This window comes from Celeribacter persicus, assembly GCF_003050785.1.
In the GTDB taxonomy this organism is placed as follows: domain Bacteria; phylum Pseudomonadota; class Alphaproteobacteria; order Rhodobacterales; family Rhodobacteraceae; genus Celeribacter; species Celeribacter persicus.
The window spans coordinates 1-15,304 of sequence record NZ_QAOH01000036.1; the positions used below are offsets into that span (position 1 = coordinate 1).

At 60.0% G+C, this 15,304-nt stretch carries 14 protein-coding genes and 3 pseudogenes; 7 read left to right on the forward strand and 10 right to left on the reverse strand.

The genetic code is table 11. The features are described from left to right. A partial coding sequence (locus C8N42_RS19905) for a sensor histidine kinase (RefSeq protein ID WP_107818175.1) occupies nucleotides 1-1,146 on the forward strand: 1,146 nt, incomplete at its 5' end. Nucleotides 1,147-1,326: 180 nt separating this feature from the next. On the opposite strand, the gene C8N42_RS21730 is transcribed toward C8N42_RS19905, so the two are convergent. Then, the gene (locus C8N42_RS21730; RefSeq protein ID WP_007803240.1) at nucleotides 1,327-1,491 is read right to left on the reverse strand and encodes a hypothetical protein; all 165 of its coding nucleotides are present in this window, start codon (nucleotides 1,489-1,491) and stop codon (nucleotides 1,327-1,329) included. A gap of 414 nt (nucleotides 1,492-1,905) precedes the next feature. On the opposite strand from C8N42_RS21730, the pseudogene C8N42_RS19910 reads away from it, so the two are divergent. Further along, nucleotides 1,906-2,499 (forward strand): annotated as a pseudogene (locus C8N42_RS19910) (ISKra4 family transposase); the annotation flags it as partial. A 19-nt stretch (nucleotides 2,500-2,518) separates the two neighbouring features. Here C8N42_RS19910 and tnpC read toward each other — a convergent pair. From tnpC to tnpA, 3 genes are all read right to left on the reverse strand, one after another. After that, nucleotides 2,519-4,084, reverse strand: a complete 1,566-nt coding sequence (gene tnpC / locus C8N42_RS19915) for an IS66 family transposase (protein ID WP_107818176.1) — start codon at nucleotides 4,082-4,084, stop codon at nucleotides 2,519-2,521. Nucleotides 4,085-4,153: 69 nt separating this feature from the next. Further along, nucleotides 4,154-4,510: an IS66 family insertion sequence element accessory protein TnpB gene (gene tnpB / locus C8N42_RS19920; RefSeq protein ID WP_107818177.1), complete on the reverse strand. Its 357-nt coding sequence runs from the start codon at nucleotides 4,508-4,510 to the stop codon at nucleotides 4,154-4,156. After that, the gene (tnpA, locus tag C8N42_RS19925) at nucleotides 4,507-4,923 is read right to left on the reverse strand and encodes an IS66-like element accessory protein TnpA (protein WP_107818178.1); all 417 of its coding nucleotides are present in this window, start codon (nucleotides 4,921-4,923) and stop codon (nucleotides 4,507-4,509) included. Before tnpA ends, tnpB begins: the two co-directional genes overlap by 4 nt. A gap of 101 nt (nucleotides 4,924-5,024) precedes the next feature. On the opposite strand from tnpA, the pseudogene C8N42_RS19930 reads away from it, so the two are divergent. Further along, nucleotides 5,025-5,798, forward strand: a pseudogene (locus C8N42_RS19930) (ISKra4 family transposase); the annotation flags it as partial. A gap of 21 nt (nucleotides 5,799-5,819) precedes the next feature. On the opposite strand, the pseudogene C8N42_RS19935 reads toward C8N42_RS19930, so the two are convergent. Beyond that, nucleotides 5,820-6,086 (reverse strand): annotated as a pseudogene (locus tag C8N42_RS19935) (hypothetical protein); the annotation flags it as partial. Between the two features lie 277 nt (nucleotides 6,087-6,363). On the opposite strand from C8N42_RS19935, the gene C8N42_RS19940 reads away from it, so the two are divergent. Further along, nucleotides 6,364-7,566 (forward strand): Fic family protein, encoded by a 1,203-nt coding sequence (locus tag C8N42_RS19940; protein ID WP_107818179.1) that lies wholly within the window; start codon nucleotides 6,364-6,366, stop codon nucleotides 7,564-7,566. 131 nt (nucleotides 7,567-7,697) lie between these two features. On the opposite strand, the gene repC is transcribed toward C8N42_RS19940, so the two are convergent. The 3 genes from repC to repA form a co-directional block, all read right to left on the reverse strand. Beyond that, the gene (gene repC, locus C8N42_RS19945; protein ID WP_012187363.1) at nucleotides 7,698-8,933 is read right to left on the reverse strand and encodes a plasmid replication protein RepC; all 1,236 of its coding nucleotides are present in this window, start codon (nucleotides 8,931-8,933) and stop codon (nucleotides 7,698-7,700) included. Nucleotides 8,934-9,110: 177 nt separating this feature from the next. Further along, complete coding sequence (repB, locus tag C8N42_RS19950; protein WP_085869603.1) at nucleotides 9,111-10,127, reverse strand: plasmid partitioning protein RepB; 1,017 nt, start codon at nucleotides 10,125-10,127, stop codon at nucleotides 9,111-9,113. Beyond that, nucleotides 10,124-11,311, reverse strand: a complete 1,188-nt coding sequence (repA, locus tag C8N42_RS19955) for a plasmid partitioning protein RepA (protein WP_027263652.1) — start codon at nucleotides 11,309-11,311, stop codon at nucleotides 10,124-10,126. The genes repB and repA overlap by 4 nt, the downstream gene beginning before the upstream one ends. 313 nt (nucleotides 11,312-11,624) lie before the next feature. Here repA and C8N42_RS19960 point away from each other — a divergent pair, with 313 nt between their 5' ends. Both C8N42_RS19960 and C8N42_RS19965 read left to right on the forward strand, forming a co-directional pair. Beyond that, complete coding sequence (locus C8N42_RS19960) at nucleotides 11,625-11,852, forward strand: AbrB/MazE/SpoVT family DNA-binding domain-containing protein (RefSeq protein ID WP_054540540.1); 228 nt, start codon at nucleotides 11,625-11,627, stop codon at nucleotides 11,850-11,852. Beyond that, nucleotides 11,842-12,237: a PIN domain-containing protein gene (locus tag C8N42_RS19965; protein ID WP_012187367.1), complete on the forward strand. Its 396-nt coding sequence runs from the start codon at nucleotides 11,842-11,844 to the stop codon at nucleotides 12,235-12,237. The genes C8N42_RS19960 and C8N42_RS19965 overlap by 11 nt, the downstream gene beginning before the upstream one ends. Here the strand turns inward: C8N42_RS19965 and C8N42_RS19970 are convergent. After that, nucleotides 12,221-13,117, reverse strand: coding sequence for a recombinase family protein (locus C8N42_RS19970; protein WP_054540541.1), 897 nt, complete (start codon nucleotides 13,115-13,117; stop codon nucleotides 12,221-12,223). The genes C8N42_RS19965 and C8N42_RS19970 overlap by 17 nt on opposite strands. Nucleotides 13,118-13,343: 226 nt before the next feature. Between C8N42_RS19970 and C8N42_RS19975 the strand changes: the two genes are divergently transcribed. Beyond that, nucleotides 13,344-14,411 (forward strand): helix-turn-helix domain-containing protein, encoded by a 1,068-nt coding sequence (locus C8N42_RS19975; protein ID WP_107818180.1) that lies wholly within the window; start codon nucleotides 13,344-13,346, stop codon nucleotides 14,409-14,411. 173 nt (nucleotides 14,412-14,584) lie between these two features. On the opposite strand, the gene C8N42_RS19980 is transcribed toward C8N42_RS19975, so the two are convergent. Beyond that, complete coding sequence (locus tag C8N42_RS19980) at nucleotides 14,585-15,181, reverse strand: MFS transporter (protein WP_425430540.1); 597 nt, start codon at nucleotides 15,179-15,181, stop codon at nucleotides 14,585-14,587. Between the last annotated feature and the right edge of the window lie 123 nt (nucleotides 15,182-15,304).

Consider the following 15,304-nt stretch of genomic DNA (forward strand, 5'->3'; position numbering starts at 1 on the left):
CCGATCCGTGCGCACGACGAGTTCTTCACCTATCTCGTGCGCGATGCCGAAGGCCGCATCCTGCTGCAATCGCATGCGGCGGACCCCACCGTGTTTCCTCCATACGATGGTCCGGGATTTGGGCAGAACGCCACACATCGCCTCTACAGCGACGCGGCGCTTCAGGACACGATCCGCATCACAGTGGCCGAGCCGCTGGCCCACCGCATGTCGGTGGCTCGCGAAATCCAGATGAGCCTCGGCCTGCCGCTGCTGGTTGTGCTGCCGTTGGCGCTCGCGTCGATTATTCTCGCTGTGCGCTTTAGCCTCGCCCCTCTCCATCGGTTCCGTACGCGGCTTGAAGCGCGCGGCGTGCGCGACCTGTCAGAAGTACCCGCGGCCGACCTGCCGACAGAAATCCGACCGCTGGCTGCAACCTTGAACAGCCTTTTGGCTCGGTTGCGCGACGCGTTCGAGGCTGAGCGAAGTTTTGCAGCCAATGCGGCTCATGAACTAAGGACACCATTGGCGGGCGCTATCGCCCAAGCGCAGCGACTGCGGTCAGAGACCAAAGATCCGACCATCGACGCGCGCGCCGCCGAGATCGAGGCGACGCTCAAGCGTCTCGCTCGGCTGTCCGAACGTCTCCTGCAGCTTGCGCGGGCGGAAGGCGGTAGACTTCGGATGGACCAGAGCGCTGATGTCAGAACCATCACTCGGGTCGTGGTGGAAGATATTGCGCGCAGCACAGAGAACGGGCGCCTTATGTTGAACTTGCCGGACACGCCTGTCTTGTCTGATATCGACCCCGACGCATTGGGAATTCTGTGCCGGAATCTGGTGGAAAACGCCCTACGCCACGGGGCGCAGAATGCCCCAGTCGAGGTTACACTCACGTGCGACGGGCAGTTGATCGTGGCGAACGAGGGCCCCGCGGTAGCAACCCAAACACTCGAACGCCTGACAGGGCGCTTCGAGAGGGCAGATGCAAAAACTGATGGTAGCGGGCTTGGCCTCGCTATCGTCTCAGCCATCGCAGAACGGATCGAAACCTCTCTCTTGCTCCAGTCACCACGTCCCGGTGAAACTTCTGGATTTCAGGCATCCGTCAGATTGCCAACAGATGCTCCAAATGCCCATGTGAAAGATCGGGAGCATTGGCCTTGAAGTCTGACGCATCACCGGCGACGTCATCGTTTGAAGAAAATCGCAGAAACGTAGGAAAGCTTTCTTATAGGAGAGCTATTTTCTTATATTTTTTCTGCACTTAGGACTGCTCTGTAGAGCAGGCCCGCTATCGGCGATAGCCGCTTTTGCGCCAAGCCCTCGGGAAGTGAGGCCGAAGCCTCACCCGAAGGGATCGTATTCCGAGACGATCACGACCTCGTCGCCGTCGATTTCATCGGCGGGGACGGCGCCGAAGGTTCCATCCCCTGCCTGGAAGACGACGATCGAGACCATGAGCGTGGCGGCGAGGGAGGCTGCGAAGGCGTGTGCATCTTTGCGGGACATCTGTTTGGCTCCTGTCTTGGAGGCGGGGGACCATCCCCCGCGCGACAGGACCCCGCAGGCCCGAATACTGGCTGACATCACCGGGTACGTTCGGCTTGCCCGAATCCATCCGGCGGCACGGGCTTGCCCGTAGTCCGACCCCTCGCGGGTTGATCTCGAAGACGGGATTCGGGCCAAGGAAGGGAATGGCGAGCGGGGGATGGTCCCCCAACATCAGGAGCCGGTTGTCCCGCTGATGCTTGGAACGCCGCCAGCCTCCCGGCCACGCTCTTGGTTGAAGACTTCTTCTTTGGGGATGGATCCTTTGGTGTCGCGTAGCCCTTAATTGTGAGATGAGAAATGGGAGTGGAAAAATTCTGGGGATTCGTGTTGTGAGCGGCCTATTCTCGTGCATTCACTGCAGGAGGATTGGTGATGAAAGTTCGTATCAGGATCGAAACTGAATTCGGCTGGGGCGAGCGGCGGTTGCATGAGATCGGCGGCCTTGAACGGAGTTCCATCGAGGCGTCGGAGGCAAGCCTTGGTTTGAGCCTGACCGAGGGGAAGTCGATCCTGAAAGAAATCCAGCGGGCGGTTCTGCAGGATCAAGTGGAAGAAATCAGTGAGGTCGAGCAGGTTTGCCCAACCTGTTCGACATATCTTCCGGTCCACGATCGCCGCCCACGTCGGGTCGACACGCTTTTTGGCCGCGTGACGGTCGAGGCGCCGCGTGTCCGGATGTGTATGTGTCGCTTCCCGGAGTTTCCGGAGTTCAAAGCGGCATATTCTCCGCTCACGCGAATTCTCCCGGAAAACGCCACGCCCGAACTTCGCAGGCTGCAAGCTGATCTCGGTGCGCGACACAGTTTTAGGGAAGCTGCGCGGCTTCTGAACGAGCTAACGCCATGCGCCAGGCAGAACCACGCGACGATCCGCAACCGCCTTGCCTCTGTAGCTGCATGTCTGGAAGACGGGTGCGACGAGGCACCCAAGGTTTCGGATGTACAATCAATTCCAACCGAAGTAACGTAAGCGCTACGGCGTTGGCCTATGCGGCGAGGCTTGACGGCTGGTCGTAGCGCCAGGGCATCAGGTCTTCGATGCCGCTTTGCGGGTGGCCGTCGAGGATCGCGCGGAGGGTGGCGGCGAGATAGTCGACCGGGTTCACGTCGGACATCTTGCAGGTGGCGACCAGCGAAGCGAGCATGGCCCAATTTTCGGCACCGACCTCGTTGCCTGCGAAGAGCGCGTTTTTCCGCGTCAGGGCAATCGGTCTGATCTGATTTTCGACCGGGTTGGTGTCCAGCTCGAGGGTGCCGTCGTCGAGGAAGCGGATCAGGCCGGGCCAGTGCGCGAGGGTGTAGCGGATGTCCTCGGCCAGCTGGGATTTCTGTGGGATGCGGGACAGCTGGACCTCCAGCCACGGCTTGAGTGCCGTGATGATGGGGGCGGCGTGTTCTCGGCGGGCGGCCAGTCGGACGTCTGCATCCTGGCCCCGCACTGTCTTCTCGATCTGGTAGAGCAGCGCGATCTGGCGCAGCATTTCCTCGGCGATGGGCGAGCCATCGCTCTCGAAGCGTTTCACGAAGCGGCGGCGGACGTGGGTCCAGCAGTAGACCAGCTGCCATGGGCCACCGTCACGCTCGATTTCCGTCAGCGCGTTGTAGGACTGGTAGGCGTCACACTGCAGGAACCGGCCGCGGTATCCGGTGAGGAACTTCAGCGGGTGCGCCTTGCCCCGGCCAGAGGCGTAGTGAAATAGCACGATGGGCGGGCCGACACCGCCATGGCCGCGATCATCGGCGACGACGGCCCAGAAGTAGCCGCTCTTGGTGGCTTTTCGGCCCGGGTCCAGCACCGGCGCGCGCGTTTCATCGACGAAGATACGGTCTGCGCCACGCAGATGGGCCTTCATGTGATTGATGATCGGCATCAGGTGGAAACAGGCGCGACCCACCCAGTTGCCGAGCGTGCCACGGTCCAGATCGATCCCCTGCCGCTTGAAGATCTCGGCCTGGCGGTAAAACGGCAGGTGGTCACCGAACTTGGACACGATGATCCAGGCGATGAACAGCTCCGTGGGCAGACCGCCAGGCACGACATGCTCGGGGGCGTGCGCCTGCGCCACGGATTGTGAGCAGCGTCGGCAGGCGTATTTGGGCCGACGCGTGACCAGCACCCGGAACTGGGCGGGGATCACGTCCAGGCGCTCGGACACATCCTCGCCGATCTTCGCCATTTCACCGCAACCGCAGGGACAGAGCGTGCTGGCAGGTTCGACCACGCGCTCGACCCGGGGCAGATGCGACGGCAGATGCCCGCGATTGCGCCTGGGCTTGCGCGGCTCCTCACCGCGCGCCCGCTGCATCGCCGCTTCGGCCTTTTCCTGTGCCGCCTCGAGCACGCCTTGCGCGAATTCGGCGTCTTCCAGGGGCAGGTTGAACTGGTCGGGCGACAGCTTCTCGGAGCGCTTGCCGAATTTCTCGCGCTGCGCCGCGCGCAGGATGTCCTGCAGCCGCCGGTTGGCCTCCTGCGTCTCGGCCAGCGTCGCCTCGACCTCTGCAAGGCGGGCTTTCAGCAGGGCGTTTTCCCGGGCGAGAACAGCGGCATCCATGGTCCGAAGTGAATCATGAGACACCCGTTCTGGCCAGCAAAAACAGGTTCTTCGGGCGCCTCCCGGCGATCACCCCGCCACCAGCGGACGCCGCGCGCGTTCCGGCCGGACCAGCCGCCAGTCCAACCCTTCGAACAACGCCGCCATCTGGGCGGGAGACATGCGCATGACCCCGTCCTGCACCTGCGGCCAGACGAACTTCCCGCCCTCCAGCCGCTTGTGAACCAGAACCATGCCGGTCTGATCCCACATCAGAAGCTTGATCCGGTCCGCCCGTTTCGATCGGAACACGAAGACGGCCCCACAGAACGGATCGAGCCCAAACATCTCCTGCACCGCCAGTGACAAACCGTCGATCCCTTTGCGGAAATCGACCGGCCGGGTCGCCACGAACACCTTCACCGGCCCGCCCTGGCCGAACATCATGATGCCGCGGCGCGCGCCGCGCGGATCGCCCGCGTCAGTTGACCCTCATCGGCATCCGCACCCGCCCGGATCACAACGTCGCCCACCACGATCTCGAGATCGGACGCGCCGCGCGTCACCGGCGCGTGCACCGCGCTGTCATCGACAACCAGTTCCGCGAAGATCGGAAGCGCCGCCACGCCGTCGGGCACCACCAGGTTGCCTTTGCGGAGCTGCTTGCGCCAATCATAAACCTGCCAACGGGTCGTGCCATGCTTGCGCGCGACATCGGCGACCTTCACACCCGGCATCATGCTCTCCGCCGCGATCCGCGCCCGCTCGGCCTTCGTCCGCCGCCGCCGACCGGTCGGACCCTCGATCACCTCAAGTCGGGAAAACCCAACACCCCCTGAGCCGTCCAAATGGACGCCCATTTTGCCGTCTCTCTCCAAATCCAACACCCCCGCCACGCACATGTGCGCAGATTGGCCGGATCAGCTCAGAAATGGCAGGAGGGGGTCGGCGTCGCGCTTACGAAGTAACGGTGTTTCTGGACAGCGCTTATGTTCGCTCACGCCCCGAATATCAGCGACGAAACTTTGAAGTCATTGTCGGCTCCATAGAGAGCGAAACAGGCAAGAAGCGTCGGCTCGGATTGAGCCAGGCCGGTGCCGACCACCCCATAGAAAGCCTGCGATCCAATCTGAAAGCCGCCGGTTGGCGGGAGGGCGTATCGGTGACCGTGTTGTCCGATGGTGAACCGGCACTTCCCCGTTTGGTCCGAAACGCAACCAATGCGGAAGTCCATCATGTCCTTGACTGGTGGCACGTTTCGGCCCGCATCAGGCATGTAGAGACGACGTTCCAAAGCTTTCTGTCCCAGCTTGAAAGTGACGAGACCCCTGGAATCGAGGTGCTTGTAGAACGACTACGCTGGCGCATATGGCATGGCCAGACGAGCCGCGCACTTGATGCGCTTGGCACCCTGTTCAGATTTGCAATGCGGGCTCGCGAATGCGCGAATGGTTGGATCAGGGAAGCAGCAATGTCAGCCGCCGCACGCACATTGGATCTGCAGACCTACCTGAATCATAACATATCAGCCGTCATCGACTACGGGCGTCGACGCCGGCAAGGGAAGGCAGTCTCAACTTCACGTGCAGAAGGTCTCGTCAACGAAATCGCCAACGTCCGAATGGGAAAGAAACAACGAATGCGCTGGTCACCAAACGGAGCTCACCGAGTAGCAGCCGTAAGAGCCGCAGTTCTGGACGGAAGGCTTTCAGGTGAAAACCTTTGCGTCGCCTAATCACCAGACTTTTTCCACTCCCAAGGGAAAACGCTCGATCGGCGCGAGGGTGGACACGATGGTCCAACCAAGATGGATGAACGTGCCGCCCTCTCCGCAGATCACATGGGCATTCGGCAGCTTCGCCGCCTGCCTGAGATAGCCGAGATCACGCAGGACTGTCTGGCGTTCGAGCCGCTGTGCCAGCAACGTCTGGCCAGTTCGGCGGAGTTCCTTGTGCCGCCACCACGAGGCAGCGGTCGCGCGCAGCACGCGTAAGACACCTGTTTGCATTGGAATGCCCTTCATCAGGAACGGCAGACCGGAACCCGGCCCGGACCCATCCGAGGGACTCCAAAGGCCCTCATCCGTCAGTCACAAAACCCGAAGAACACTTTCTCTTTTTCCGGCCCCTTTGGGCACACAACAAAACCGAAAAGCCCGGCCCTTCTGCCGAAGCCATTGATTTCATGCAGCAATTCCAGATCGGCAGGCAAGATCGGCAACGCATATCGGCAAAACCTTGCTTGAAAGTACGAAATGTGTTTATTTTTCAATTACTTTGCAAACATGGAAGATCGGCAAAATGCTGGAAACACCCGCCAGGATCGAACCCTGCTTCTTCGAGGAGCATATTCCTACAGAACTGGCAGACCTTTCGGTCGACATCCAGAGGGAAGTCACCGGGCTGGGACAAGGGTTGCATCCTGACAGCGCAGCCGAACTTGCCGATCTCGTCCGTGTGATGAACTGCTACTACTCCAACCTGATCGAAGGACACAACACGCGCCCCCGCGACATCGAAAGGGCGCTGGCTGGTGCCGAGCTTGAGGAAGAAACCCGTCCCCTCGCCCTTGAGGCCCGGGCGCACGTCATCGTTCAACGGGCCATCGACGAGATGCATCGCAAGGGCACCCTGCCCCGCCCCACATCCGTCGAATTCCTGACTTGGGTCCATAAGAGCTTCTACGACGAGATGCCGGATGAGTTTCGGGTCATCGAACATCCCGACGGCACACAAGAGCCCATCGTTCCGGGACGCATGCGCCAGGATGATGATCGGGAAGTTGCGGTCGGGCGCCACCTACCTCCTTCATCGTCGCGCGTCGCGGCATTCATGGACCATTTCGACAAACGATTTCAGATTGCGGCGCGGTCTTCGAGCGGACGGATCATCGCGATCGCCTCTGCACATCACCGGCTCAACTACATCCACCCTTTCCCGGATGGGAACGGTCGTGTCAGCAGACTGATGTCTCATGCCATGGCCCTCACAGCGGGGATTGGTGGCCAAGGGCTCTGGTCCGTATCACGTGGGCTGGCCCGCGGGCTAACCGATCGGGGCGAGTACAAACGGATGATGGATCTGGCCGACAGTCCACGCCGCGGAGACCGCGACGGACGGGGGAACCTGTCAGAAGCGGCACTGAAGAGGTTTAGTGAATGGTTCCTAAAGGTGACGCTCGACCAGATCACCTTCTCAGCAAGATTGTTCGATCTCGGCGGACTAGACCAACGGTATCGTCGTCTTGTTGCAGATACCATCGATGACAAGCGAGCGCCGGAACTAATCTCGGCGGTTCTTCGTCATGGGGCACTGGAACGAGGCGATGCGCAGATTGTGCTCAAGACGTCCGAGCGTACTGCTCGCAACACGCTGAGTAAACTGACCGCCGCCGGATACATGACGTCCGCCTCGCCGAAGACTCCGGTGCGGTTGGCGTTTCCGTTGGATTATCGAGAGCGGCTCTTTCCAAACCTCTTTGGAGACGGTGACATGCCCGTGTGACTGGCAACCGAAGCACCCTGTTTCTGGCCAAGTCCGCGAGCGCAGCCTCTGACCGTGTTGGAAAGAAGTTCACAGCTGTGAACTATCCCGAGCTATCCTACTTGTCAGCCGAGTTCACAGCTGTGAACTCATCATGCAGCATCCCGCCGCATCAAGGCCATGATCATCGGACCGCAGGAGAACTCCCCAATTGCTGCCTTTGAAGATAGGGTTCTCAAGTAGCCTCCAGGTGATCGGATATCCGCAAACCGTTCAAGCATTGCAACGATCACAACAGACGCTTCTTCGGGACCCATATAGCGTTTCGCCTCGTCCCACGCGGACGGGGAAATACCCATCATGGGCCTGACCACATCAGCCACCCGGACCAGATCGTGCCAGTGGCGCACGGGCTGCTCGGAATACGCTTTGAATTCCTGACAGGAAGCGAGGACGAGACCAAGCGGTATGTTCGGCATCAGTTGATCGTCAATAGTTGCCGTTGAGTTGCCCTCATCTTCAGAACACAGATGACTATTGGCAACTTCTGGAGTTTCGCGCACAGCGCCTCCGCCCCGCGCTTTTTCTAAGCGAGGTTCAAGATCATAAGAGTCTTTATTTGAATTCTGATAGTGCTGCTCAGAAACAGCATCATTGGTGCTCATATTTTCTGTTTCACAGCCATCCAGAAGGCTTCGGGCGTGATCTAAAGCTGACCCCAAAGCGTCTTCGATGCGCCTAAGGTCTTCCATTTCGAGTTTTCTGCGAAGATCTCGGGCCATTAGGGCCGCAAGATCAGAGAATTGGTCCCAGACGCCCTGATCCGGACGAAGTGAGCGCCCGTACTCGGCCAGCCCTGCGAGGTCACGCCGCATGAGGCTCACAGTGGCACGTAAGCGCTTGTACCGCTCTTCTGCGGCCCGGACGGTCTCAGCGGCCTCACAAACCTCCTGGAAGCGTCGAACGAGCGGAGAGAGGTCGAACCCAAACGCAACCTTTTCGTCGCCGTAGCGGCGGGCATAGCGCTTCCCATTGGGGCTATCGCGCCGGACAACAAAGCCAGTCTGCACAAGGTTGGAGAGGTGGCGCCGCATCGTCGAGCAGGGCATGCCGTTCAGGCGCTCGCAAATCGCCTTGTTGGACGGATGTACAATCAATTCGCTGTCATTGCCTCCGAGAATTGTCGCTTGGTGAAAGCTGACCAGCGCCTGAAGCACCGTCAAATCCCGATCGGACAAGCCGAACGCGACTCGAGCGGCAGCGAGCTCCCTCAGGACCTCCCACTTGTTGGCGCCGGCTGGGGGCAGGTCTTCTTGGGTCGCTGCCTGATGTTTCAGGATGGCAGCATCTATCGTTCGCCGGAACGGCGTTACGGGCGTGTAGTCCATTTTGTCATTCACGAAGACAAAAATATCCCGGTCCGCGAATCACTTTGGACTTGCGGAAAATAGCTCCGGACACTACCTTGAAGGTGCTAGAAACAAGTTAGGGTCTCGTGGAGTGGTCGCTTTGCGGGACCTTTTCTTTTGCCTTTTCGTGCCTCCTTCTTTGATTTCTGCTCTTCCTCAGTCTTCCGACCGCTGCTTCCAGCGTTCGTGAAGGTCTTCAATCATGTCATGCACTTGCGTCTCGACCCAATCGGCGAAGTCTCCACCCGCCAACTCGATCGATAGGCCCTTGGCAGTGCGTTTGACCGTGCCGCCGCGTTTGCCGCCGATCTTCAGCGGGACGCTGGAAGGTGGGGCAGGGGAGGGCGACTTGGCCGGTTTAATCGCCTTGGTCACAGCCTTTTCTACGGCCAGGAACGCTTGGATGGACGGGTCATTGGTAGAGGCAACGTCATCCACCACCATGGAGGTCTCGGCATTTTCACGTGCCTCTTTCGCGATCCCGATAAGGTCCTCGCAGTCCAGACCATTTTCGTCGATGGCCCGACCAAGGGATTCCCATCGGGGTCGGCCAATGCCATGGGCGGCGCCAATGGCGCGTACCAGATCCGGCCCGACCATGTCCGCGATCGCGATCGCCATAGATATGGACGACTTCGTGACGGTAAGAATTTCTGCAACCTGAGATTGATTTCCGAAGCCGGACGACACAAGGTCCTTTGCGAACAGGGCCCTTTCAATAAAAGACAAATCGCGCCGCCCCATGTTCTCCGAAATCTGAGCACGCAGAGCGCTGTCGTCATCCAGGTTGGTGACTAACGCGCGAACCTTGGTAACCTTATCGGACTGACGGATCGCCTCCAGCCTGCGTCGCCCATAGACCAAAAGGTAGCGATCATCTTCACCCGGCGCACGTCGCACGAGGATCGGAACAGTCTGACCGTTCGCCTCAATCGCATCGCGCAAATCCAGTACATCGGCCGGGTCAAGCCGGTCCGCCATACGCCCGTCTTCGATGCTCGCCGGGTCCAGTTCCCAAACATGATGGGAATCGACCGCGTCGCGGGCGGACCGAAGGGCGCGATTCGAGGTCATCATCGGTGTCACAGCACCTGTCTGAGGGGCAGGGGAGGGGGCCCCAGCTGCCGCGAGACTGTCCAGCATTGACATGCGCTTCTTCTTGCCACTGGTCATGTGCGCCCCCAGGTTTTCTGGATTAGGTCGGCGATCTCGTCATTCAGCGTATTCAGGCTCTCAATCGCGCGATCATAGGTGGAACGCGTGAACGCGCTGCGTTCCACTTCATAAAGTGTCTGCTTGGTCAGGCCCGCATCTGAGATGGCTGTGGACTTCAACATGGGCGAATTCAGCACGGCTTCGCCGTACATTGTTCGCAGGAAAGCCACGATGCGGTTCTGCGGCGCATCCTGCGGCTCGTAGCGGGTCAAAACATAGCGCATCCAGTCATGAGACATGTCAGCGCCGCTCTCGGCGATCACGTCCATGAGGTCGGCTGTCATGCGGAGGAATTGCGACATGGACATCACATCGAGCATCTCTGGATGGATGGTCACCAGAACGCCCGTGGCCGCGGACAGGGCGGACATGGTCAGAAAGCCAAGCTGCGGAGGGCAATCTATGACGACCACGTCGTAGTCCTCATCGACCTGGGCCAGCGCCTCCTTCACGCGGAAGAAGAAAAGTCCGGCATTGCCCTGCGCCAGCGCGCGCGGGGTGTCGTGCTCGAACTCCATCAGTTCGAGGTTGCCGGGGATCAAGTCCAAATTGGGGATATAGGTCTTGCGGATGACCGACCGGATCGGCTCCGGGTCCTCATAGCGGATCGCATCGTAGAGAGTGCCGCCATCTTCGAGGTCCAATTCCGGCTGAACGCCGTGCAGCGCGGTGAAGGAAGCTTGTGGGTCAAGATCAATGCCCAGCACACGATATCCGCGCAGGGCAAGCCGTTGGGCGAGATGGGCAGAGGTTGTTGTTTTTCCGGACCCGCCCTTGAAATTCATCACGCCGATGACCTGAAGATGATCACCTTCTCGTCGTCCGGGAACGTAATCGCCCGGCTTGCGAGCGGTTTTTTCAAGGAGTACACGCAGCGCCTGGATATCCTGCGCCGAGTAAAGACGACGGTTGCCGGCGGTAAGCTCGGGAGAAGGCCCTTTGCCATCCAAGTTGAGTTTGCGAAGATAGGAATCGTTTACGCCGAGCAGCGCCGCAGCCTCACCAGAGGTGAATTTGCGCATGGTCTTCTCGGCATCGGGTGGAAACAGGCTCTCACGTTGCGAATGCAACTGGTTCGCCAGCCATTCCGAATGCTGGCGGATCACCGCGTTGAGATCCTCATGCACAAAGGTATTATCCATCTGCCCTCTCGCTTCCGAGACATCGCGTCTTTGGCGTGTTCACGGAAATTGACGTTTTTTGCCTCGTTTCCGTGACTATTGGCGCAAGAGTCGGATTCGCGCAAGGTTTTTCCACATCTAGTGGGCGAGTCGTCACCGAACACAAGGCTGTTAGGCTTCCTGCTGCATGGTGTAACGCACCGCATCTCACGAAAAGGGACAGGGGAGAACTCTTGTCGGAGGGCTCCAGCATGGCTTTGAGCGCACCAGAGCTTGCCTTTTGGCAGTTCTGGATATACATTACTGGATGTTTATCCATGCCTGAGAGGACAAGATGCAAGTTGCCAAATGGGGAAACTCCCTTGCCGTCCGGCTACCCGCGGATCTTGTGAGGGAACTCGGCTTAAAGGAAGGCGATCAGGTCGACCTGGTAAAGGACGATGGAACCATTCTTGTGAGACGCCAAACTCGCGCCGATGAAGTTCTACAAGGGCTGAGGCGGTTTCGCAGAAAACTGCCCAAGGATGCGCGTCTAAGCCGCGACGCCGCGCATGAGCGCTGAATTCGCAGACACGAATGTTGTGCTCTACCTGCTCGACGATGGTCCAAAGGCTGAGAGGGCGGAGGAAATTCTGGGGCAGGGACCCCGGATCAGCGTTCAGGTCCTGAACGAAGCGATGGTCAATTGCCGACGGAAAGCTGGGCTCAGTTGGGAAGATACCGGAGCGTTTCTTGAGGGTATTACGTCCGTATGCCCTGTCGAGGGCCTAACGGTTCAAACCCATCAAGTCGGTCGCGCGTTGGCAGAGAAGTACCAGTTATCGGTCTATGACGCGATGATCGTGTCTGCCGCGCTGATCGCTGGGTGCACGACTTTGTGGACTGAGGACATGCACGACGGATTGCTGGTCGAGGATCGGCTGCGCATCGTCAATCCATTTGCCTGACCAGCAACCCAAGTCGCTCCGCCCGTTCCAACAGCATCCTGACGGATGACGGTTGCCAGCTTGTGCGTCCCCGTGGAGTCCGCTCACGCATGGCTTCCAACCGGTCGCAGATCGCCTGTAGCGTGATATCCGGGTCCGAACCTTTGATGGCCGCAACAATCGCAGGCAGGCGATCGTCGGTTTTGCGGCGTCCAGCGCGTCCAAGCACTTCAGCGGGCAGGAACCCATCCCGCACATATGCCTTCACGGCACGGAGCAGGCGGCTTTGCGTCCAACGGCGGTCTTGGGGCAGGGGGGCATTGATAATCCGCAGCACGTCTTCCCAGGCCATATCCGGCCGTAGGCGGCGCACATGGGGCACCCAATCCTGCGCGGTTTCGTTCAGGCGCTCCATGTAGCCGTCCTGTCGTGCCAGCCGCACCTTGCGCAGCGCGGCGGGGTCTTTGGTGCGAAGCCCAGGATTGCCACCAACGCGGCCCTTGGCGCGTGCAGAGACAAGCCCGGCCTTCGTGCGCTCACGTATCAGCGCGCGCTCGAACTCCGCCGCGGCGCCCAGAACCTGCAATGTGAATTTTCCTTGAGGGGAGGCGGTGTCGATGGGGTCCTGCAGCGAGCGGAAGAAAGCTCCCTTGGCCTCCAGACGCTCGATCACCTCCAGTAAGTGCGACAGAGACCGCGCAAGCCGGTCGATCCGCACGACGACCAGCGTATCGCCGCTCTGGACCCGTTCGAGCACCCGCGCGAGCACAGGACGCGCGCGATTGCCGCCTGAGGCGTGCTCTTCAAAGATCTCGGCACAGCCCGCCGATTGCAGCGTCTCGGACTGGGGCAGGGGGGTCTGATCCTCTGTGGAAACGCGGGCATAGCCTATCAGGGACATGAAAACGGGCCGTTTGCAATTTTATGTATCACCAATAAACGACCGTTTGTAAACAGATGCAAGGGCGCTCTCTGTGGTGCTGCTCATCAAAAACCCCTTGGTTTTCATATGCGGAGCGCGATCAGAGAGATCTCGCAGACCACCGCGCGCGCGTGCTATATAAGGTGTGCAGGTGCACCCTGACAAAACACTTGGGTAAAATGCAAAAGTTCCGTATTTTGCGCATATGAAGCCTCAAGTATCTACGCAGTTTGATAGTTTTGACGATCCTCTAGTGGATGCGGAGGGGCTTGAAGAGACGTCTGCGGACGACCTGTGGTTCCTGCCCGGTCCAATGGATGGGGAGCCAGATTATCTGCCGCCTGGACCGAGGGCAGAGCTGCCTGAAACTGCAGTCCTCGACGATTGGCGGAAGGCAGAGGCAGGCAACGCCGCCCATCTCGCCCGTGTGGCTGGCCGGATTGGCGCGCTGGATGATCGTCTGCACCGTGGCCCGGACGGCTGGCGGCATAGGCTCGCGCTGATGGAGGCGGCAGACCTCAGCTGGTTTGTGGGCGATCGAATTGGCCCGGATCGGCTGGCGCTCTGGACATCCATGCGCTTGTCCGGGGCGCAGGAAGACACCGCAGCGCTCGCGCGTGTCGGATGGGCGGTGCGGCGTCTTGCCGGCGGTCCCGGACCCGAGGTGGACCTATCCGCTTTCCTCGATCGCCGTGACCCTGAAAACATGGCGGATGGAGCCGATCCCTTCGCGGATCGCGCCTGCGGTTGGCTTGACCTGATGGCGCAAGCCGCCAATCTGCACCCGATCACGCGCGCTTGCCTGGGCTTCCACCTCTGGAGTCTCGCCGGCCTCGGACAGCATGGCGACAGGATGGAAGCGGCGGTCACCGCTGCGCGGATCGCATCGAGTGAAGGGAAAGGGGCAGTCTTTGCGCCTCTGGCAATGGGCGGGGCAGGGGGGCTACGAGCCGGTGGTCCGCCGGTCGACCGTCTCGCGCGTTGGCTCGACGGCATCGAGACGGCATGCCTGACAGCGATGCGGCACCTTGACGATATCGAAGCTTGGGCTGCGCGGGCGGAGGCCGAGATGACGCCGCTTTCAGGCAAGACACTCCCTTCCTTGCGCGCTGTGCTGATCGAATGGCCGCTCGTTTCGGCCCCGATGGCCGAGGCCCTGACGGGTGCCAGCCGTGCCGCCGTCCAGCGCAACCTTGCCTGGATGGAAATGCGAGGCCTGATCCGCGAGGTGACAGGGCAAGGGCGATTCCGGATGTGGCGGATTGCAACTTAGGTTTAGCTCGTCGTCCGGAGGACAAAAATTTACGTTTAGGTCGAAACAGCCGTACGCTACGCTTGTAGAGCTTCACGCATCGAGCCCATGAAGCCCAATCTTACGTGGTTGATGGCTGTCCGTAAGGGAGAAAGTAAACTTGCCTGCGTCCTGTCTTGGCCTTGATCCACAACTTAGAAATGCGTGGCCCAGCGGGGATGGCTCTCGTCGATGATCAAGGCGTGGCTGTGCCTGCGATGCCCTTGCAGATGGGGGTGATCAAGCGGCAGATTGTCGTGGGTATGCTCTACCTCGACAGGATCGTTTGCGGGCCAGAGCTTCAATGCAATAAGCATTCCAATGCCAGCGAGGAGGGCCAGTCCGGCCAGCGCGGGAATGACGCCATAGACCGTCAGCATCCAACCCGACAATGGATAGGTCACCAGCCAGCAGGCGTGCGACAGCGCGAATTGCGCTGCGAAGAGTGCCGGGCGGTCTCCGGCATGGGCGGAACGGCGCAGCAAGCGGCCCGAAGGGGTGAGGACGGCGGAATACCCAAGTCCCACCAGCAACCAGGCTGCCAGAAGGATCGACCAGCCGAGCCCGGCTACGAGGACCGTCATTCCCAGCCCCAGAAGTGTCGCCACCATCAGCAGCGCGCCACCGAACATCACAGGCCGGTCCGGCAATGCATCCAGAACACGCGGCAAAGCCAAAGCGGCCGTCATGGAGCCCGCACCGAAGGCGAACATCGTCCAGGCCAGTTGTCGCGTAGCCCTTAATTGTGAGATGAGAGATTCAACGAAATCAACGGCTGTCCTTTGCCCTTAAATATGAGATTTTGCCTTTAATTCCGATATTTTTGCCCTTAAACTTGAGACAGGGTTCACAGACATGTGCAGCAAATATCGATG